This is a genomic window from Nocardia sp. NPDC001965, from assembly GCF_053594175.1.
The window spans coordinates 123,358-142,342 of sequence record NZ_JBSFDZ010000003.1 but is presented as its reverse complement, the minus strand read 5'-3'; the positions used below and the strand labels follow the sequence as shown (position 1 = coordinate 142,342).

Annotated in this window: 17 protein-coding genes and 1 pseudogene; 8 read left to right on the top strand and 10 right to left on the bottom strand. The window is 68.3% G+C overall.

Annotation, left to right across the window (positions count from 1 at the left end; translation table 11 throughout):
• The first annotated feature begins 55 nt into the window (after nucleotides 1-55).
• From ACWCPQ_RS07165 to ACWCPQ_RS07155, 3 genes are all read left to right on the top strand, one after another.
• Nucleotides 56-1,696 (top strand): class I adenylate-forming enzyme family protein, encoded by a 1,641-nt coding sequence (locus ACWCPQ_RS07165; RefSeq protein WP_449895756.1) that lies wholly within the window; start codon nucleotides 56-58, stop codon nucleotides 1,694-1,696.
• Nucleotides 1,693-2,988, top strand: a complete 1,296-nt coding sequence (locus tag ACWCPQ_RS07160; protein WP_449895754.1) for a cytochrome P450 — start codon at nucleotides 1,693-1,695, stop codon at nucleotides 2,986-2,988. Before ACWCPQ_RS07165 ends, ACWCPQ_RS07160 begins: the two co-directional genes overlap by 4 nt.
• A gap of 73 nt (nucleotides 2,989-3,061) precedes the next feature.
• A complete protein-coding gene (locus tag ACWCPQ_RS07155; protein ID WP_449895752.1) occupies nucleotides 3,062-4,147 on the top strand; it encodes an alpha/beta hydrolase in 1,086 nt (361 codons plus the stop codon).
• A 20-nt stretch (nucleotides 4,148-4,167) separates the two neighbouring features.
• On the opposite strand, the gene ACWCPQ_RS07150 is transcribed toward ACWCPQ_RS07155, so the two are convergent.
• The 8 genes from ACWCPQ_RS07150 to ACWCPQ_RS07115 form a co-directional block, all read right to left on the bottom strand.
• Nucleotides 4,168-4,674: a flavin reductase family protein gene (locus ACWCPQ_RS07150; protein WP_449895750.1), complete on the bottom strand. Its 507-nt coding sequence runs from the start codon at nucleotides 4,672-4,674 to the stop codon at nucleotides 4,168-4,170.
• A gap of 57 nt (nucleotides 4,675-4,731) precedes the next feature.
• Nucleotides 4,732-5,529 (bottom strand): SDR family NAD(P)-dependent oxidoreductase, encoded by a 798-nt coding sequence (locus ACWCPQ_RS07145; RefSeq protein WP_449895748.1) that lies wholly within the window; start codon nucleotides 5,527-5,529, stop codon nucleotides 4,732-4,734.
• A gap of 116 nt (nucleotides 5,530-5,645) precedes the next feature.
• On the bottom strand, nucleotides 5,646-6,893 hold the full coding sequence (locus tag ACWCPQ_RS07140; RefSeq protein WP_449895746.1) for an allantoate amidohydrolase: 1,248 nt from the start codon (nucleotides 6,891-6,893) through the stop codon (nucleotides 5,646-5,648).
• A gap of 10 nt (nucleotides 6,894-6,903) precedes the next feature.
• Entirely contained in the window at nucleotides 6,904-8,229 is a 1,326-nt protein-coding gene (locus tag ACWCPQ_RS07135; protein ID WP_449895744.1) for an FMN-binding glutamate synthase family protein, read from the bottom strand.
• A gap of 23 nt (nucleotides 8,230-8,252) precedes the next feature.
• On the bottom strand, nucleotides 8,253-8,975 hold the full coding sequence (locus ACWCPQ_RS07130; RefSeq protein ID WP_449895742.1) for a GltB/FmdC/FwdC-like GXGXG domain-containing protein: 723 nt from the start codon (nucleotides 8,973-8,975) through the stop codon (nucleotides 8,253-8,255).
• Complete coding sequence (locus ACWCPQ_RS07125) at nucleotides 8,960-9,859, bottom strand: class II glutamine amidotransferase (RefSeq protein ID WP_449895740.1); 900 nt, start codon at nucleotides 9,857-9,859, stop codon at nucleotides 8,960-8,962. Before ACWCPQ_RS07125 ends, ACWCPQ_RS07130 begins: the two co-directional genes overlap by 16 nt.
• Before the next feature lie 25 nt (nucleotides 9,860-9,884).
• Nucleotides 9,885-11,246, bottom strand: coding sequence for a type III glutamate--ammonia ligase (gene glnT, locus ACWCPQ_RS07120; protein ID WP_449895738.1), 1,362 nt, complete (start codon nucleotides 11,244-11,246; stop codon nucleotides 9,885-9,887).
• 42 nt (nucleotides 11,247-11,288) lie between these two features.
• On the bottom strand, nucleotides 11,289-12,485 hold the full coding sequence (locus tag ACWCPQ_RS07115) for an NAD(P)/FAD-dependent oxidoreductase (RefSeq protein ID WP_449896225.1): 1,197 nt from the start codon (nucleotides 12,483-12,485) through the stop codon (nucleotides 11,289-11,291).
• Between the two features lie 308 nt (nucleotides 12,486-12,793).
• On the opposite strand from ACWCPQ_RS07115, the gene ACWCPQ_RS07110 reads away from it, so the two are divergent.
• Entirely contained in the window at nucleotides 12,794-14,149 is a 1,356-nt protein-coding gene (locus tag ACWCPQ_RS07110; protein WP_449895736.1) for an ammonium transporter, read from the top strand.
• A gap of 45 nt (nucleotides 14,150-14,194) precedes the next feature.
• Here the strand turns inward: ACWCPQ_RS07110 and ACWCPQ_RS07105 are convergent, their stop codons facing one another.
• A complete protein-coding gene (locus tag ACWCPQ_RS07105) occupies nucleotides 14,195-14,863 on the bottom strand; it encodes a helix-turn-helix domain-containing protein (RefSeq protein WP_449895734.1) in 669 nt (222 codons plus the stop codon).
• A gap of 214 nt (nucleotides 14,864-15,077) precedes the next feature.
• Between ACWCPQ_RS07105 and ACWCPQ_RS07100 the strand changes: the two genes are divergently transcribed.
• The 4 genes and pseudogenes from ACWCPQ_RS07100 to ACWCPQ_RS07085 form a co-directional block, all read left to right on the top strand.
• Complete coding sequence (locus tag ACWCPQ_RS07100) at nucleotides 15,078-15,464, top strand: ethanolamine utilization protein (protein WP_449895732.1); 387 nt, start codon at nucleotides 15,078-15,080, stop codon at nucleotides 15,462-15,464.
• Nucleotides 15,465-15,470: 6 nt separating this feature from the next.
• The gene (locus ACWCPQ_RS07095; protein WP_449895730.1) at nucleotides 15,471-15,998 is read left to right on the top strand and encodes a dimethylamine monooxygenase subunit DmmA family protein; all 528 of its coding nucleotides are present in this window, start codon (nucleotides 15,471-15,473) and stop codon (nucleotides 15,996-15,998) included.
• Entirely contained in the window at nucleotides 15,986-16,972 is a 987-nt protein-coding gene (locus ACWCPQ_RS07090; protein WP_449895728.1) for a PDR/VanB family oxidoreductase, read from the top strand. Before ACWCPQ_RS07095 ends, ACWCPQ_RS07090 begins: the two co-directional genes overlap by 13 nt.
• A pseudogene (locus ACWCPQ_RS07085) lies at nucleotides 16,969-17,970 on the top strand (heme-dependent oxidative N-demethylase family protein); the annotation flags it as partial. The gene ACWCPQ_RS07090 and the pseudogene ACWCPQ_RS07085, both read left to right, overlap by 4 nt.
• Nucleotides 17,971-18,009: 39 nt before the next feature.
• Here ACWCPQ_RS07085 and ACWCPQ_RS07080 read toward each other — a convergent pair.
• A complete protein-coding gene (locus ACWCPQ_RS07080) occupies nucleotides 18,010-18,885 on the bottom strand; it encodes an RNA polymerase sigma factor SigF (protein WP_449895727.1) in 876 nt (291 codons plus the stop codon).
• Nucleotides 18,886-18,985 lie beyond the last annotated feature (100 nt).

Below are 18,985 nucleotides of genomic sequence, written 5' to 3'. Positions count from 1 at the left end.
GCGGTACGTTCCGGCCTGCCGGAGGGCGCTGTTCCGGTGGATTTGGAGTCACGAAATGAACCGTGGAGATCGCACGCCGCTTCGCTGGGTGGAAGTCACGACACTGAGCGATCTACTGGAACGGCGGGCCCACGAACATCCCGAACGCATCGCCCTCGCCTTCCCGGATATCGAAGTCGGCTACGCGGAATTGGCGGATCGGGCCGATCTGCTGGCCCGCGGGCTGCTCGCCGCCGGGGTGGCGCCCGGCGAAACGGTCGGCATCCTGCTGCCGAACTGCCCCGATTCCATCGCCGCGCTCTTCGCGGTGACCCGGATCGGCGCCCTCCCGGTGCCGATCAACAGCCGGTTCAAAGAACACGAACTGGCCCAGGTGGTGAACCACTCGAGAATGCGACTGTTGTTCGTCCATTCCGCCACTCCGGTTCCGCACGCCGTCCGGGAACAGGCCGCGCGACTGCGCGAGGTGGTCCAGCTCGGCCCGGGCGATGCCCCCGCGGGCGTACGCCCCGAATCCGAATTCCTGCGGGCCGCGGCCGGGATCGACCCCGGACTGTCCCGGGACCGAAGCCGCTACGTGCGCGTCCGCGATACCGCGGTCGTCATGTACACATCCGGCACCTCCGCCAGCCCCAAAGGCGCCATGATCAGCCACGAGGCGCTGATCCGGTTCGCGACAGGCGCCGTACACAGCCGGCTCGGGCTCCACGCGGACGACCGTGTCTGGACGCCGCTGCCCCTGTTCCACATCGGGGCGGTGGCCTTCGCCGTCGCCAGCATCTACGCGGGTTGCACCTACTGTCACGTCGGTTTCTTCCGGCCCGATACCGCGCTGGAGCAACTCGAGGCCCAGCGCGCCACGGTCGCGCTGCCCGGTTTCGAGACGGTCTGGCTGCCCGTGCTGAACCATCCCGATTTCGCCACCCGGGACCTTTCGGCGTTGCGCCTGGTGATGACCGTCGGCGTCCCGGAACGCGTCCGCGATATGGCGAACCGCCTGCCGCACGCGGTCCAGGTCTCGTGTTTCGGGATGACCGAGGCATCCTCGTTCCTCTCCCTGAGCGAACAGACCGATACGCAGGAGCAGCGGACCACCACCGGTGGACGGCCGTTGCCCGGAATGGAATGCCGCGTGGTCGATCCCGAGACCGGGCTCGACCTGGCACCCGGCACCGAGGGCGAACTACTCTTCCGCGGAACCAACTGCTTCGACGGCTACCTGCACGATCCGGAACTCACCGCACGATGTTTCGACGAGCAGGGCTGGTTCCACACCGGGGATGTCGCGGTCATGGACGATGAGGGCCGGGTGACGTTCGTGAGCCGCCTCAAGGACATGCTGAAGGTGGGCGGCGAGAATGTTTCCGCGGTCGAAGTGGAGGATTTCCTGCTCCGGCATCCCGCGGTCCACATCGTGCAGGTGGTCGCGGCGCCGGATTCCTATTACGTCGAGGTCCCCGCGGCCTTCATCGAACTCGTGCCGGGCGCGGTCGTGACCGAACAGGAGATCATCGACTACTGTCTCGGCGCTATCGCGACCTATCGCGCCCCGCGCTACGTCCGGTTCGTCGAGGAATGGCCGATGTCCGGCACCAAGATCAAGAAATACGTACTGCGGGAACGTATCCGCGACGAACTGGCCGAACGCGGAATCGACCGCGCCCCGAAGCTACGGGCGCCGCAGGATGCCCGATGAGCGGCGAACTACGCACCGTCGCCCGGCTGTACCGGAACTCACTGCGCCTGCGCACCTCCACCGCGCTGGGCGACCCGGTGGCCTCGATACTCGACCTGCCCCGTGGTGCGGACGGCCACACCCACTACGAACGGATCCGGGCCCGCGGGGATCTGGTCCGCGGGCGCAGCGGATTGTGCATGACCGCCTCGCACGCCGTATCCAACGAAGTACTGCGTGACAACCGGTTCCGGGTGGCGCCCACGTCCGCGGTCCGGCTGAGATTACGTCCGCTACCCGGCCAGCGGACGGATTTCCTGGTACACCCGCTCGACGATTCCCTGGCCTCGGCCAATCCGCCGGAGCACACCCGGCTCCGTAAACTCGTCGCACCGCTGTTCGGTGCCGCCCAGATGCGCGCCCGCCGCGACTTCGTCGAGGAACTGGTCGACCGGCAACTCGATGCGCTCGACACAACCGAACCGGTGGATCTGATCGACACCTTCGCGCTGCGGATCCCGAGTCTGGTGATCGCCGAACTGCTGGGTCTTCCGGCTACCGATCACGATCATTTCGCGCGCTGGGGAATCGAATTCGGCGCGACGGTAGACGGGGCGCGCGGCGCGCGCGAACGCCGGCGCACCCAGGTACTGCTGGCCGAACTCACCGACTATTTCGCCGCGGCCGTGGCCGCCCGCCGCGCCGAACCCGGCCCCGATCTGATCACGGCGCTCACCGCCGCGGTCGACGAGGGCGCGATGACCGAAGCCGGCCTGGTATCCACCTGCCAGGCACTGCTGATCGGCGGTTTCGTCACCACCGCCAATATCATCGGCAATGCGATGATCGCGCTGTCGGCGAGTCCCGATCAGCACGAGATGTTCGCCGCCGAACCCGATCTGGCCGCCGCGGTGGTCGAGGAGACGCTGCGCTGGGAGGCACCCGCCCAGTACAGCGTGCGGGTGGTGGGCGAGCCGCTCGAACTGGCCGGTCGAGAGCTGACCAAGGGCACCCCCGTGGTCGCGCTGCTGGCCGCCGCCAACCGGGATCCGGCGGTGTTCACCCATCCCGGCCGGTTCGATATCGCCCGGCCGAACGCCCGCGACCATCTCTCGTTCGCGGCCGGCGCCCACTACTGCCTGGGGGCGGGACTGGCCCGGATGGAGGGCGAGATCGCACTGCGCGGGCTGTTCCGCCGGTTCCCCCGGATACATGCCGTGGGTGAACCCGCGTACTGCCCGTCGCGGGTCATCCGCGGACCCCAGCGCCTGCTGGTACGAACCCACGACCGAGCCCGTTCGCTGCCCGGCTGACCGATCCCACCGCCGCCCCTTTCCGAATCCATCCCGGCCCGCCTCCGGCGACCGGGCCCGCCCGAGGTGAATCATGCTCGACCCCGCCCCGTCCGTACCCTCGCACCGCCGTAGCACTTCCGTGCGGCGCGCACTGCTGCTGTCGGCGGCGCTGCTCGCGACGCTCACCGCCGGCGCCGCGCCCGCCGCCGCGGCGTACGACAAACCCGGTTCGTGTCAGGAGGTGTCGATACCCGTATCGGTCACCGAGCGCGGCCCGGCGGACAATACCGTCGCCGCGACCTTCTGCACCCCGCGACAGTGGGCCGACGGACCCCGGCAGGCGGACGTGCTGGTGGCGGGCGCGACCTACAACCGCGGGTACTGGGACTCCTCGTACGAACCGGAAACCTATTCCTATGTCGACGACACGCTGGCCGCCGGTCGCGCGACCTTCGGTTTCGACCGGCTCGGTACCGGGGCGAGTTCGCGCCCCGCCAGCAGCGCGCTGACCGTGTCCAGCGATGCCTTGGTGCTGCACCAGCTCATCGGCTGGGTGCATGCGCGGGGGTACACCGAAGTCAACGCCGTCGGCCATTCGCTCGGCTCGGCCACCCTCACCCACGAGGCCTCGCGCTGGCACGATCTGGAGCGGGTGATCCTCACCGGTGTGATCCATCTGCCGGGGATCGGACTGAATTCGACCGGCTTCTTCACCAGCCTCTATCCGGCGGCGCTCGATCCGATCGCGGCGGGGCGCGACACCGACCCCGGTTATCTGACGACCCAGCCGGGCCGCCGGGGCGCCGCCTTCTACAACCCGCGTACCGCCGACCCCGCTGTGATCGCGCACGACGAACGCACGAAGGACGTGACCACCGTCGGTGAGGTCGCCGAGTCGTCGACCACGCTGTTGAGTCCCGCAGCAGGGAACGTGAGCCAGGGCATCACCGCCCGGGTTCTGGTGGTGATGGGCGCGGAGGACGATATCTTCTGCAATTTCGCGGTGAGCTGCCGCGATGCCGGCGCCGTCGCCGCCAACGAAGCGCCCTACTACAGCGGTGCCGCCGATTTCGACACACTCGTCGCCCCGGGGGTCGCTCATAACCTCACCCTGCATCCCAGTGCACCGCAGACCTTCGCGGCGATGAACCACTGGATCACCACCGGCGATATCTGATCCGCCACGGAATACCGTTCTCAGGCGGGATGCCCCGGTGTCATGGTGGCGACATGACCTAGCCGTAGCACGGCCGGAGCATCCGCCTGCACCTCGCCGGTCTCGGGCGCGAGCACGACTCCGATGTGATCACCGAAGTCGTAGCGGGTGACGATACGGCCGCAGAACCAGGCCACGGCATCGAGCAGCACCGGCACTCCGTGTGGTCCGCTCCGCCAGCGGCACCGGTCGAATTTGTCGATCTCGTCACCGGTTTCGGCACCGAACAGCTCCGCGAGGCCGGTGTTCGCCGCGCTCACCAGGTGCACACCCAGGAACTCCGCCTGCGGCGCTACCCGGTAGGTGTGGTTCGCCGCGGACAGGCAGACCAGGAACCGCCGCGGGTCGATCCCGATCTGAGAGGCGAACCCGACCAGGCAGCCGGACCGCTCGCCGCCCGCGGCGACGGTGATCAGATAGACCGGCGCGTCGGCGGCCGCCACCAGATCGTCGAAGGCATGGGATTCCGATTCCGAATTCGCCGGCATGAACCCGGTATATCAGGCCGGCCCGGGTACGGTCAGCCGCGGCGCCCGGCCGGGATGTCAGTAGAAGACCGGGCCCGGGACGCCGCCGCCCACCGCGACCGCGTCACCGGTGACGGCGATACTGCGCGGTGACGCCAGGAAGGTCACCACATCGGCGACCTCGCGGGCGTCGATGATCCGGCCCACCGAGTTGCGGGCCAGCGCGCGCTCCAGCTCGGCGACGGGCGTGCCGGATTCCGCGGACTGTTCGGCCAGCCGCGCAGTGAGCCGTTCGGTCCTGGTCAGCCCGGGATGTACGACCGTCACGTTCACCCCTTTCGGACCGAGCTCGTCGGCGAGGTTCTTGGTCAGCGCGGAAACGCTGATATTGCGCACGGTCTGCGCGATGGAATTCGCTTGCCGGGCGCCGAGTCCGCTGACGTTGACGATGCGGCCCCACCCCTGTGCGATCAGATGCGGTGCGACCGCCCGGGCAGTGCGCAAATAGCCGAGTACCTTGATCTCGATCTCCCGGCGCACCACCGCGTCGGTGGTGTCGGCCAGATCCGCGGGCGCGCCCGCACTCCACGGTGTGGCCGCCGCATTGACCAGGATGTCCACTCCGCCGAGTTCGGCGACCGTCCGCGCGACGAGCTCCCGGACCTGATCGTCGTCACCGGTATCGGTGGGTACGGCGATCACCCGTCGGCCCGACTCCGCCGACAGTGCGCTGGCCGCGGCCGCGAGCGGTTCGGCCGAGCGGGCCGCGAGGGCCACCTCCACGCCTTCGCTCGCCAGCCCGCGCGCGACGGCCAGCCCGATTCCCGAGCTGCCGCCGGTGACGATCGCCCGTTTCCCGTTCAGTTCCAGATCCACCCCGAGCACGTTAACGGCCGGTGCGGCGCGGGTCGCGGATCCCGCTCGGACCGATTCGAACTCCGGTCGACCGGACCTCATCGGCAGCCGGGGGGATCCGATCCCGGTCCCGATCCTCATCCGCCGGCGGCCGGCACGGCCGGGCACACCCACTCCGCCATCACATCGGCGAGGGCACGGACCCCGGTTCGACAGTCCTGCGGCCGGGCGAACTCGACGGGCGAATGCGAGACACCGGTCGGATTCCGGACGAACAGCATCGCTGTCGGCACCAGGGCCGACAGGATGCCCGCGTCGTGTCCGGCCGCGGTCGGCAGTACCGGTATCTCCCCGAGCTGCGCAAGCGCCCGTCCGACCCGGTCGCGGATCCGGGCCGGGAATTCGACAACGGGCGTCACCGATTCGGCCTCGATCCGGAGACCGATACCGGCGACGGCCGCATCGGCAGTGGTCTGTTCCCCGATGTCGGCGACGAGCCGGCGCAGCGTGTCCTCGTCGGCGGCCCGGGCGTCCAGCCAGGCGGTGATCTCCGAGGCGATCGCATTGGCCCCGTTGGGCAGCACCGTGATCTTGCCGAAGGTCGCGACCGCGCTGTGCAGTTCGGCGGCCCGCCGGGCAGTGTGCACCGCGGTGGCGTAGGTGAGCATCGGATCGCGGCGGTCGATCAGCCGGGTCGCCCCGGCGTGGTTGGCCTCCCCGGCGAACTCGAACACCCACCGCCCGTGCGGCCAGATGGACGAGGCCACCGCGACCGGCCGGTCCACCAGGTCCAGGGCCCGGCCCTGCTCCACATGCAGTTCGACATAGACCCCGACCCGCTTCACCAGATCGGGGTCCGGTCCGAGGTGACCGATATCGTGGCCCGCGCCGCGTAATGCCTCGGCCAGGGTGATGCCGTCGGCGTCGCGCAATCCGAGCGCGCGGTCGGCGCTCAGCGCACCGGTGCTCAACTGCGATCCGACGCAGGCGACACCGAACCGGGCGCCTTCTTCGTCGCAGAAGGCCACGACGGCCACCGGCCGGTCCGGCACGATTCCGCGGTCGCGGACCAGGTCCACGGCGGCGAAGGCACTCACCACCCCGAGCGGCCCGTCGAAGGCGCCGCCGTCGGGGACCGAGTCCAGATGCGAACCGGTGACGAAGGCGTCGACCGGGTCGCCGTTCCATCCCGGCGGCAGCCACCATGCCCACAGGTTGCCGTTACGGTCCACCTCGACCTGCATATCGCGCGCGGCGGCGCAGCCGGTGAACCATTCGCGCAGGGTCAGATCGGCGTCGCTCCAGGCGAACCGGCGGTAGCCACCGGTCGCCGGGGCCCGGCCGATGTCCAGGATGTCGTTCCACAGGGTGTCGAAAGTGCGCATACCCGTCCTTTCAGAACCGGCCCGGGATCCAGTCGGTGCCCGCCAGCGGAACACCGGCCATGGCGGCCGCCTCCACCGTGAGCGCGACGAGATCCTCGGGTTCCAGATTGCGCAGATGCGATTTACCGCAGGCCCGGGCCAGCGTCTGTGCCTCCATGGTGAGCACCCGGAGGTAGTTCGCCAGCCGCCGGCCCGCCGCGACCGGATCGAGATTGCGGGCCAGTTCCGGGTCCTGGGTGGTGATACCGGCCGGATCGCGGCCGGCCTGGAAATCGTCGTAGTAACCGGGCGCCGAACCGAGCGCGGCATACTGTTCGGCGTAACGCGGACTGTTGTCGCCGAGTGCGATGAGCGCCGCCGTTCCGATGGCCACGGCGTCCGCGCCCAGTGCCATGGCCTTGGCGACATCGGCGCCGCTGCGGATCCCGCCGGAGACGATCAGCTGCACCTTGCGGTGCACGCCCAGTTCCTGCAGCGCCCGGACCGCCTGTGGCAGGGCGGCCAGGGTGGGGATACCGACATGTTCGATGAACACGTCCTGTGTGGCGGCCGTGCCGCCCTGCATTCCGTCCACCACGACCACATCGGCGCCGGCCTGCACCGCGAGTTTCACGTCGTAATAGGTCCGGGTGGCGCCGACCTTCACATAGACGGGTTTCTCCCATCCGGTGATCTCGCGCAGTTCGATGATCTTTATCGCCAGATCGTCCGGCCCGGTCCAGTCCGGATGCCGGCACGCCGACCGCTGATCGACGCCTTGGGGAAGGGTGCGCATCCGCGCGACCCGCTCGGTGATCTTCTGCCCGAGCAGCATCCCGCCACCACCCGGTTTCGCGCCCTGTCCGAGCACGATCTCGATCGCGTCGGCCTTGCGCAGATCATCGGGGTTCATCCCGTATCGCGACGGCAGGTACTGGTAGACGAGATTTTCCGACTGGCCGCGTTCCTCCGCGGTCATTCCGCCGTCACCGGTGGTCGTCGAGGTGCCCACCGCGCTCGCACCCCGCCCCAACGCCTCTTTGGCCTGGCCGGAGAGCGCGCCGAAACTCATTCCGGCAATGGTCACCGGGATATCGAGGTGCAGCGGTTTCGTCGCGTACCGATCGCCGAGTACGACAGCGGTATCGCAGCGTTCGCGATAACCCTCGAGGGGATAGCGGGACATGGAGGCACCGAGGAACAGCAGATCGTCGAAATGCGGCAGCGGGCGTTTGGCGCCCCAGCCGCGAATATCGTAGATACCGGTTTCGGCGGCGCGCTGGATCTCGGCGATGACAGAGCGCGGATAGGTCGCCGATTCACGAAGGGCCGGGCCGACCGGCGTGGGAGTGGTCATATGCGGTCTCTCCTGATCGCGCGTCAGTAGGCGCCGAGGTTGTCGACATGGAAGTTGTAGAGCGTGCGGGCCGAGCCGTACCGGGTGAACTCCGCGGGGTCGGCGTCGAACCCGGCCCTCGCGAGGAGCTCACCGAGTTCGGCCAGATGTTGCGGGCGCACGGGCTTCTCGATACAGTCCGCGCCGAGCGAGGCCACCCGGCCGCGGACATAGATCCGGGTCTCGTAGAGCGAATCACCCAGCGCCTCACCGGCATCACCACAGACGACCAGACGACCGGCCTGCCCCATGAAAGCGCTCATATGCCCGATATCGCCGCCGACGACGATATCGACGCCTTTCATCGAGATACCGCATCGCGCGCCCGCGTCACCCTCGATCACCAGCAGGCCGCCGTGTGCGGTCGCACCGGCCGACTGGGACGCGTTACCGGTGACCCGGACGGTGCCCGACATCATGTTCTCCGCCACTCCGACACCCGCGTTGCCGCGAACGGTGACGGTCGCCCGCTGGTTCATTCCGGCGCAGTAGTAACCCACATGCCCCTCGACGACCACCTCGATATCGTCGTCGAGACCACAGGCCAGCGCATGCGCCCCCCGCGGCCCGGTGATCGTGACGCGGCGTGGCGCGTCCGGCGCGTGCAACAGCGCGTTGATCTCGCGCACGGTATGCGTGCCGAGATCCATCGCCGGCGGCGCGGATCCGGCCCGCACGGCGTCCGCGGTGCTCACTGTCGGTGCCATACGTAGACCTCCTCCGGTTCGGGTTCGAAGATGCGCGCCTGTGCCACGCCCGGCAGGTCGGCCAGCGCGCGGTATTCCGAGGCCATCGCCACCCAGCGTTCGGTTTCGGCGACGACCGCGGGTTTACAGGCGATCGGATCGCGTACCACGGCGAACGATTCACGGTTGGCGACCAGCAGGGTGTAGAAGCCGTCGAAACGTTCGGCCAGCAGGCGCAGCGCCTTCTCCAGATCGGCGCCCGCGGCGAGTTGCCGGGCCAGGAACCGGGCTCCCACCTCGGTATCGTTCTCGCTGTCGAAAACCACCCCGGCTCGTTCCAATTCGTGTTTCACACTCATATGGTTCGAGAACGATCCGTTGTGTACCAGGCACTGATCCGGTCCGACCGAGAACGGATGCGAACCGGCCGCGGTGACCGCCGATTCGGTCGCCATCCGGGTGTGCGCGACACCCTGCCAGCCCGCCGCGGCGGGTAACCCGAACCGCCGGGCCAGCATGCTCGGATCGCCGACCCCCTTGAGCACGGTGAGATCGCGGCCGAGCCCGACGATACGGGCGAGCGGGGCCGCCCGGCGCGCGGCGGCGGCGAGGTCCGCGGGTTCGGCGTTCGCGGACAGGACAGTGGTCGGCGCCAGATCGATACCGGTGACCGGCACACCGATCTCGGCGCCGATCACTGCCGCGAGTTCCGCGGCGGGCATCCCGGCCCCGAGCAGCGACACCGTCGCCGAGTCCGGCGGTGACCATCGCGGATCGCCGTATATCGCCATCCCGGCCGAATCCGGACCGCGCTCGCACATCTGGTCGAGCATCGTGGTCAGCAGTTCGCCGAGCCGTGGGTGCAGCGCGGGGTCGCGGAGATGCAACCCGACAATTCCGCACATATGAACTCCTCGTTCGGTCGCGGTATCAGAAAGCGGTCAGGTATTCGTCGATCTCCCAGGTGGAGACCGTGTTGTGCCAGGCGAAGAACTCGTCCCGTTTGAGCCGGGCGAAGTAATCGCTGACGCCGGGCCCCGCCCCGTTCAACGCGTCGGCGACCACCGGGTCGGCGTCGAGCGCGTCCATGGCGTGCAGCAGGGTCATCGGCAGCATCGCTGCCGCATGCCGCTGATCACCGGGGGCGCCGGGATCGAGCTCGCGTTCGATACCGTCCAGGCCCGCGGCCACCCCCGCGGCCAGCGCCAGATAGGGGTTGGCCGAACCGTCACCGCCGCGCAACTCCACCCGGTGCTCGTCGGGGACACGCAGATAGTGGGTCCGGTCGTTACCGCCGTATGTGGCGTAACGCGGCGACCAAGTGGCACCGCTGCTGGTGGCGACCGCCCCGAGCCGTTTGTAGGAGTTGACCGTGGGTGCCAGCACCGCCTGCATCGCGCAGGCATGGTCGAGCAGGCCCGCGATGAAGGCGTAGGCGGTACCGGACAGTCCCAGACCGCGGGTGTCACCGCTGTCGGGGAAGACCGGCTGCTCCCCGTGCCACAGCGACAGGTGCAGATGCATACCCGATCCGGTGCGATCGGCGAACGGTTTGGGCATGAAAGTCGCACGCATACCGCGTTTCTCGGCGATCACCGACAGCAGATATCGCGCGGTGATCACCCGGTCCGCCGTGGTCATGGCCTCGGCGTAGGCGAAGTTCTGTTCGAACTGGCCGTTGGCGTCCTCGTGGTCGCTGGCATAGTTTCCCCAGCCCAGCGTGTTCATCGCCGCCGAGATCTCGGTGAGGTGGTCGTACATCCTGGTCACATCGCGGGCGTCGTAGCACGGCTGCCTGCTGGTATCGGCGCGGTCGGCGGTGCGCAGCGTCCCGTCGGGTTCCCGGTGCACCAGGAAGTATTCGATCTCGGCACCGGCCTGCACCGTGAGTCCGCGCCCAGCGGCCCGGCGCAGTGCCGCCCGCAGGATCACCCGTGGCGAATACGGCCACGGCCTGCCGTGCACATGTGGGTCACAGTGCACGAGCGCCAGACCGGGGCGGATGAACGGGATCGGCGTGAAAGAGGTGGGGTCGGGGACGGCGACCAGGTCCGGATCCCGGGGCTGCTGCCCCATGGTGCCGGCGGCATAGCCGGCGAAACCGGCGCCGTCGGCCTCCAGTTGGGCGACCGCCTCGATCGGTACGAGTTTGGCGCAGGGTTTACCCGCCAGGGTGGTGAACAGCGCGAGGATGTATTCGGTGCCGGTGGCCTCGGCCGCTGCCGTGAGTGTGCGCGCGGTGGTGGCGGTCTCCCGCACGGGTACAGGACCGGGGACAGTGTCGATGGTCATTATCGCTCCAGACGATCGGTGGGCGGTACGGGCGGGAAGGTGTCAGCGCATCTCCCCCGCCCCCTGATACGGATGCGGGCTCACCAGCGGATCGCCCTCCGCGAAACGGGACCAGCGGAAATCGTGCGGATCCACCCCGGGTAGGTCGGTCTTTCCGGTGGTGAGCAGATCGGCCACCAACCGGCCCACCGCCGGGGCGATCTTGAATCCGTGGCCGGAGAAGCCGGTGGCCAGGAACAGTCCCTCGACCGGTGCCGGACCGATGATCGGGTTGTAGTCGGGGGTGACGTCGTAGGCACCGACATAGGAGCCGGTGATCCGTGGGTCGGGCATATCCGGTAGCCGGTGGCCGAGTTTGCCGATGACGGTGTCCACGGTGCTCTCGTCGGCACGGTTCACGTAGTTGTCGGGATCGATGTACTCCGGCGCCCGGTGATCGGAATTTCCGGTCAGCAGTTCACCATTGGGCTCCCGGCACAGATAGGACAGTCCAGCCAGATCGGACAGCACCGGGACCACGGGCAGTGGCGCACCCTGATCGACCAGTACCAGTTGCGCCCGCTGGGCCCGCACATCGACCGGGACGCCCGCGGACGCCGCCAGCGCCGGTGTCCACGGGCCGGCCGCGAGCACCACTGTGCCCGCGTGGATCCGGGTCCCGTCGTGGAGCCGGACCCCGCGCACCGCGCCGTCGGGTCCGGCGATCAGTTCGCGGACCGGTGCGGACTGGCGGATCCGTACCCCGAGTTTCCGGGCCGCCGCCGCGAACGCCATTCCGGCCAGGTACGCCTCGCCGCGCCCGCCGAGCGGTTCGTAGGCGAAGGCGGCGAAATCCGCGAGCTCGAGGCCGGGCCATAGTTCACCCATCGCGTCGTGGCCGATCAGCTCGACCCGGATGCCGAGCGCCTGCATCATCGCGACGTTCGCGTGCAGTGGGCCGATATTGTCGGCGCCCACCCCGACCACGTATCCACACTGTTGGAAGCCCATATCGTCGCCGAACAGCTCCGCCGCGCGGGTGAACACATCGACTCCGTACCAGGCCATGGCGGCCAGCGACGGTACGCCGTAGTGGCAGCGCACGACACCGCTGGACTTACCCGTCATGCCCGAGCAGAGGGTGCCGCGTTCCAACACCAGCACATCGGTCTCGCCCTGTTCGGCCAGCGACCAGGCGATGGCGAGCCCTTCCAGTCCCCCGCCCACGATCACGTAGCTATGGGTTTCGCGCACCGGCATCCTCACTGCTGTTTCCTGTCATTATCTGATGTCATTTGCTATGAAACACGCGGGATATGACGGTGCTGTTACCGCGGCGTCAGTACCGAATGACTTCACCGCCCCAGCCGTCCGCACTCCGGCCGCGCGACAGACAAGATCAACAAGAGAACCACCGCCACCCGGCGGCGGTGCCCGGCAGTGGAATTAACAGAGAAGTCACCGGCGAACAATCTCCCGCAACCCGGGCCATCGTCTACTGGTGGACGAACCGGTCCACTCATGCGATACAGCAGGGTTCCCCGGGAGTACACGAAGGCGAGGAAGACATGACAGAAGCGATCGCCGCGGCGGATACCGCGTGGATACTCGCGGCCTTCACCGCCGTGAGCCTGATGGTGCCCGGGCTCGCCATGTTCTACGGCGGCATGGTCAGCATCAAGAACACCCTCAATATGGCCATGATGACCTTCGGCGCCTTCGCCGTGGTCGGCGTGCTCTGGATCCTGTTCGGCTATTCGGCCGTCCTGGGCAATTCGCTGGGCGGTGCCGGGCTGCTCGGTAATCCGCTGGAATATCTCGGATCCGCGGATCTACTCACCGCACCCGCCGAACCGGGGCTACCCCCGGCCCTCGTCTCCGGTTTCCAGCTGCTGTTCGCGGCGATCACGGTGGCGCTGATCTCCGGCGCGGTCGCCGACCGGATGAAGTTCGGCGCGTGGATGCTGTTCGCCGGGCTCTGGGCCACGGTGGTGTATTTCCCGGTCGCGCACTGGGTTTTCGCCTTCGATTCCGCGGACGGCTCGGTGCTCGGCGGCTGGATCGCGAACACACTGGGCGCGATCGACTTCGCCGGCGGCACGGCGGTGCACATCAACGCGGGCGTGGCCGCACTGGCTCTGGTCCTGGTGCTCGGCCGACGAAAAGTGTTCCCGAACGTGCCGCGACCGCACAATCTGCCGCTCACCGCCCTCGGCGCGGGGATCCTGTTCTTCGGCTGGTTCGGATTCAACGGCGGTTCCGCGCTGGCCGCCGGTAACAGCGCCGCCGTGGTGGTGCTCAACACTGTGGCCGCCGCCTGCGCCGGAGTATGCGGCTGGCTGAGCGTGGAGAAACTGCGGGAGGGCCGTGCCACCTCACTGGGCGCCGGCTCCGGACTGATCGCGGCGCTCGTCGGCATCACCCCCGCCTGCGGCGCGGTCTCGCCGATCGGCGCACTCGTCGTGGGTGCGGCCTCCGGCATGGTCTGCTGCTACGCGGTCTCGCTCAAATATCGTTTCGGCGTCGACGATTCGCTCGACGTGGTCGGCATCCACCTGGTCGGCGGCGTACTCGGCACGATCCTCATCGGCTTCCTCGCCGATCCCGCCGCACCCAACGGCGCGGCGGGCCTCTTCTACGGCGGCGGTGTCGCTGTGCTGTGGCGCCAGGTGGTGGCCGTCCTGGCGGTCCTGGCCTTCACCTTCACGGTCACGTTCGTCCTCGCCAAGATCATCGATATGACCATGGGGCTGCGTGTTCCCGCGGAGAGCGAACAGGACGGCCTCGACGCCTCGGTACACGGAGAGACCGCCTACGTGATGGAGGTCGTCACGATGACCTCCACACCGGTTCGGCCGGTGGAGGCCGTTGCCGCCGCCGAATCCATCACCGCGGGCGCGGCACGTGTCGAGGTGGCCGACTGACCGACCGCAGCGCGGACCGGCTTCCGGACGGGGGCCGGTCCGTTCTCATATCTCCTCGTGGTTGTCCGGGTAGGCGGTCACCGCGAGGAAACGGATCGGCAGCCGGACCAGATCGTTGGGCCCGTGGATACCCTCCCCGTCGAGCAACAGCGAATCCCCGGGCCGCAGGGTGTATTCCGCGGCGCCGTGGCCGTAGACCATCACTCCCTCGAGCATGTAGATGAGTTCGGTACCCGCATGCTGGAAACGCGGGAACACCTCACTCGAGCTGGTCAGCGTCACCAGCACCGGTTCCAGCCGCTTGTGCTGCCCGCGCAGCGATCCGAGCAGTTCGTAATGGTGGCCGATCCTGGTGCCGCGGCCCACGATCACCGCACCCTGTCCGGCCGCGACGTACACGGCCTCACGGATGATGTCGGCATCGCGGAACAGCGAGGTCACCGGTACGTCGAGCCCGGCCGCGAGGCGGGCGAGCGTGGACAGGCTGCACGAGGTCTGCGCGTTCTCGATCTTGGAGAGCATGGCCTTGGAGATACCGACCTTCGCCGCCATCTCACCGACGGACAGACCGCTCGCCTTCCGCAGCGCCCGCACCTGGCGTGCGATGGCAGCCTCCAGATCACCGCCGGTGGGCGGATCGCCGATCACCTCGCGCTGCACCGGCGCCGGATCACCGGTATCGCGATGGATCTGGGTGCTCGGATCATCGGCCATCGACCCACTCTAGTCGATGTTTCCCAACAGTAGACAGCCAGTGCGGTACAGCACTTTCCGATCGACTTCGGCGCACCGCTGCAGTGCTCGCCCGAACGTCGATCTTCGTTCGCCACACTCAACCTGCACGTTACGACAACGAAATACCGAGACCGTCTCATGTAATGAAACAGCGATTCTTGAAAAGAGTCGCTTGGAACCATCGAGGAGAGCCATGACCCCGCAGCACACCACCGACACCCCACCTTTCCGGGTGACCAGCGGCGCCTGGGCGAACCTGCCGAAGATGCCCGAGGCGGAGTATCCGGGGACCGAGGGTTTCATCGGCGATGTCTACGAGAACCCGGACGGCGCTGCGATGTGCAGCGGCTTCTTCGAACTTCGCCATACCGACGCACCGCTCTATTACGAGTACGCGTACGACGAGATGAAGGTGGTGCTACAGGGCGAGTTCCTGCTGGAGAACAAGGAGACCGGGCAGACCTCGATCGCCAGGGCCAAGGATGCGATCTTCTTCCCGAAAGGATCCAAGATCTACTTCAGCACCCCGGATTACGCGCTGGCCTTCTACACCGGCCACCGCGACGGCGATCTACTGTGACCGCCCATGTCGCAGATCGACTACTCCAGCATCCCGGTCTGGGCGCGCTCACCACGGCCGGATCCGACCCCGCCCGATATCACCGGTAGCTGTTATCTGCTGGTCGGCATCGGCCCCGATGCCGAACCGACCGTGCACGAATGGTCCCGCGCGCTGACCGGTGCGGCAGAGTTCCACACCCTCCTCACCGCCGATATCGGTCGCGGCCGCACCCTGCTCGCCGCCGCATTGCGCACGGCCCGAGTCGGCGTGCGCGTCCGGCTCGCGGGATCCGTGGGCGACTGTCTCGCACTGCGCGCCACCGCCACCTCGGCCGGTCTCGAGGACGACGAACTCCAGGTGGCGCCGACGGCACCGGGAACGCGGCAGCTGTTCTGCGCGCACTGCCGTGCGGTGACGGCGGTACACACCGAGATCGGCGATATCACCGCATGTTCGGGATGCGAGCAGGAACTCGTCGTCTACCACCATGTCTCGCGCCGGACCGGACAGTATCTGGGCTATCTGGCCCACGGGGAGGAATGGTCGTCGTGAACCGAACCGTGACAGCCGCGCCGGGTACCGGAACGACGGCACCGGAACTCCGCCTCGTGGTCACCGATATCGCCGAAACAGCGCCGCTGATCAAGAGTTTCACCGTCGCCGCCGCCGACGGCGCGCCACTACCGGGATTCGTCGCGGGAAGCCATCTACTCGTCCGGGCCGGTGACCGGACGAACGCCTACAGCCTCACCTCCGACGGCGTGGCTCCCACCGAGTACACGATCTCGGTGCTGCGGGTCGCCGACGGCGCGGGCGGATCTCGCGTATTGCACGACAGCGTCGAAGTGGGCGATACGCTCGCCGCCCGGCCACCGTGCAGCGCTTTCCCGCCGATCGCCCGGGCATCAGGACATCTGCTCGTCGCCGGCGGTATCGGCATCACACCGATGGTGTCGCATCTGCGCGCGGCGCGGCGCTGGGGCCGGACTGTCCGGGTGCTCTACACCTACCGGCCGGGGCGCGACGCGCACTCCGGGGAGGTCCTCGACCTGGCCGGACCGGCAGCCGAACTGTTCGACAGCGGCGCGGCGTTCCGCGCCCGACTGCCCGCGGTCCTGACCACGCAGCCGCTGGGGACACATCTCTACATCTGCGGTCCGGCCGCCATGATCGACCATGTCACCGCGACCGCGCGCGGAGCCGGCTGGCCGGAATCGCGGATCCACGCCGAACGTTTCGGCGCCGGCACACTCGATCCCGGCGAACCGTTCACCGTCACCCTCACCGAATCGGACCGCACCATCCCGGTGCCTACCGGTACCAGCCTCCTGGAAGCACTGGAAGCCGGCGGGGTCCGGGTGCCCAGCCGGTGCCGCCAGGGCGTGTGCGGCGAATGCGTGATCCCGCTGCGCGGCGGGACGCCGATCCATCGCGACCTCTATCTCGGCGACCACGAGAAAGCAGCGGCGATCATGCCGTGTGTATCCCGCGCGGCGCGCGGCACGACTCTGGAGGTACCCCTGTGACAACATCGTCCACCGGAACCGCGCCGATCACCGGCTTCCCCTTCCCGTTCACGGCCGACACCTACCGCTACAGCACAAATGTCGAGCCGGCCCGCACGATCGTGCCCACCGCGGCCGGGCAGTGGGGCGGCGCCTTCGTCGATATCGATACCGAGTACCACTCCGAACTGGCCGAACGTGCACGGATACTGGCCGCCGATCCGAGCCGGTACACCGTTCTCCCGCATATGCGCCCGGCCGCCTGGGACGCGATGGTCACGGTGCTGGGCGAACTGGCACGGGCCTGTCCGGACCGGTTCCGGCTCATCGGTACCGGCGCCGGATCCTGGCGCTGGGAGAACGATGTCCTCGGCAGCACGCAGGATTTCGTCTACGGCGCCGACACCACCCTGCCCGACGAACCGCTGCGCTTCCTGAGCACACAGATCCAGGAGGATGTGGTCCTGCTGGATCAACGTGACGGGCAACTCTTCGCCGACGCCGGGGTCGTGACCTTCGCCGCCGACTGGAGTTTCGGATTCGACGTCGGCATGAGCTTTCTGGAGATCCACGGGCCGGTGCCGCGTATCCGGCGGGAGGGTGTGATCACCCGGGCACACCGGTTCCTGACCCGCCTGCAACCGCACCAGCCCTATCGGCGCACCAACTGGACCATGACGATCGGGCGGCGACTGGACGTATCCACCGAGCGCTATCCGGAATGGGGGCCGGACCGGGAGATGATCCGGCACGTCGACGACCCGACGTTCGGCCGGCTGGTACATCTACGGGTCGAGGTGCAACATCTGCTCCGGCTGCCGGACTCCGGAGCGGTGATGTTCCTGATCCGCACCCATCTGCTGTCACTGGCGGAACTGGCCACAGTCGACCAGTGGCGTTCCCGGACCGCGACCGTGCTCGACGAACTACCCGACGATATGGCCGACTACAAAGGGATCAGCCGGTACCGGGCGCGGGCAGCGGATTGGCTGCGGGCCGCGGCCGGCACCGGACCGGCCGTCGCGGTGGACATCCGCTGAGGCCGGTCCCGCCCGGGATCAGGCGGCCGTGCTGACCGACTCGTCACCCTCGGGTTCGGCGAGTGCCTGTTCGCGCAGGGTCCGCAGCGTTTTCGCGAGGATCCGCGACACCTGCATCTGCGAGATATCGAGCCGTTCGGCGATCTGGACCTGGGTCATGTTCGCGAAGTACCGCCACACCAGGATCTGCCGTTCCCGCTGCGGCAGTTCCGCGATCAGCGGACGCAGCGTCATTGCGTCCTCGAGCAACCGGTAGCAGGGGTCTTCCCCGCCCAGCCGGGCCAGTACCGCCGGCGGCGAGGTGTCGTCGTCCTGGTCGTCGGCACCGGCGTCCAGCGAATTGCTGGTGTGGGCGTTACCGGCGATGAGCGCGCGGGTGACATCGGTGAGATCGGCGCCGAGTTCGGTCGCGATCTCCCGCGCGGTGGGCATCCGGCCGAGCCGCTGATACAGGGTCTCGGTGGCCGGGCCGATCCGCAGGTGGAGTTCCTTGGTCCCGCGCGGCACCCGCACGGCCCAGGTGTGATCGCGGAAGTGCCTACGCACCTCGCCCATGATGGTCGGGATCGCGAAGGACAGGAACGAACTGCCCCGCGACCGATCGAAGCGATCCACCGCCTGGACCAGGCCGAGCCGGGAGATCTGGAGCAGATCGTCGAACGACTCGCCGCGGCCGGCGAAACGCCGGGCGATATGTTCGGCCAGCGGTAGGCAGCGGTGCACGATCTGCTCGCGCATCGCCCGCCGGCGCGGATCCTCGGCCGCCAGCGCGTCGAGTTCGGCGAACAGTGGCTCGATATTGTCGTAGCTGTCACCGTTCCCGGGCGTATGGCCGGTACGCGCCGGCCGGGCGGCCGGGCGATGGTCGGTCGCGGATTCGGTTGTCTCGTTCACCGGAGGCACCTCGGGCTTTCCCAATCGTCTCGTTGGAGCAGGGATACCCGCATCGCCCGGTAATCGAAACGTAATCTGAAAAACCCGTGAGTGCGAACCC

Excerpts from the sequence above, each read along its gene's own strand:
- ACWCPQ_RS07095 (WP_449895730.1), top strand. The coding sequence starts at position 15,471 with ATGTCGCAGATCGACTACTCCAGCATCCCGGTCTGGGCGCGCTCACCA.
- ACWCPQ_RS07090 (WP_449895728.1), top strand. The coding sequence starts at position 15,986 with ATGGTCGTCGTGAACCGAACCGTGACAGCCGCGCCGGGTACCGGAACG.
- ACWCPQ_RS07160 (WP_449895754.1), top strand. The coding sequence starts at position 1,693 with ATGAGCGGCGAACTACGCACCGTCGCCCGGCTGTACCGGAACTCACTG.
- ACWCPQ_RS07130 (WP_449895742.1), bottom strand. The coding sequence starts at position 8,975 with ATGGCACCGACAGTGAGCACCGCGGACGCCGTGCGGGCCGGATCCGCG.
- ACWCPQ_RS07150 (WP_449895750.1), bottom strand. The coding sequence starts at position 4,674 with ATGCCGGCGAATTCGGAATCGGAATCCCATGCCTTCGACGATCTGGTG.
- ACWCPQ_RS07115 (WP_449896225.1), bottom strand. The coding sequence starts at position 12,485 with ATGCCGGTGCGCGAAACCCATAGCTACGTGATCGTGGGCGGGGGACTG.
- ACWCPQ_RS07100 (WP_449895732.1), top strand. The coding sequence starts at position 15,078 with ATGACCCCGCAGCACACCACCGACACCCCACCTTTCCGGGTGACCAGC.
- glnT (WP_449895738.1), bottom strand. The coding sequence starts at position 11,246 with ATGACCATCGACACTGTCCCCGGTCCTGTACCCGTGCGGGAGACCGCC.
- ACWCPQ_RS07110 (WP_449895736.1), top strand. The coding sequence starts at position 12,794 with ATGACAGAAGCGATCGCCGCGGCGGATACCGCGTGGATACTCGCGGCC.
- ACWCPQ_RS07140 (WP_449895746.1), bottom strand. The coding sequence starts at position 6,893 with ATGCGCACTTTCGACACCCTGTGGAACGACATCCTGGACATCGGCCGG.
- ACWCPQ_RS07155 (WP_449895752.1), top strand. The coding sequence starts at position 3,062 with ATGCTCGACCCCGCCCCGTCCGTACCCTCGCACCGCCGTAGCACTTCC.
- ACWCPQ_RS07165 (WP_449895756.1), top strand. The coding sequence starts at position 56 with ATGAACCGTGGAGATCGCACGCCGCTTCGCTGGGTGGAAGTCACGACA.
- ACWCPQ_RS07105 (WP_449895734.1), bottom strand. The coding sequence starts at position 14,863 with ATGGCCGATGATCCGAGCACCCAGATCCATCGCGATACCGGTGATCCG.
- ACWCPQ_RS07135 (WP_449895744.1), bottom strand. The coding sequence starts at position 8,229 with ATGACCACTCCCACGCCGGTCGGCCCGGCCCTTCGTGAATCGGCGACC.
- ACWCPQ_RS07125 (WP_449895740.1), bottom strand. The coding sequence starts at position 9,859 with ATGTGCGGAATTGTCGGGTTGCATCTCCGCGACCCCGCGCTGCACCCA.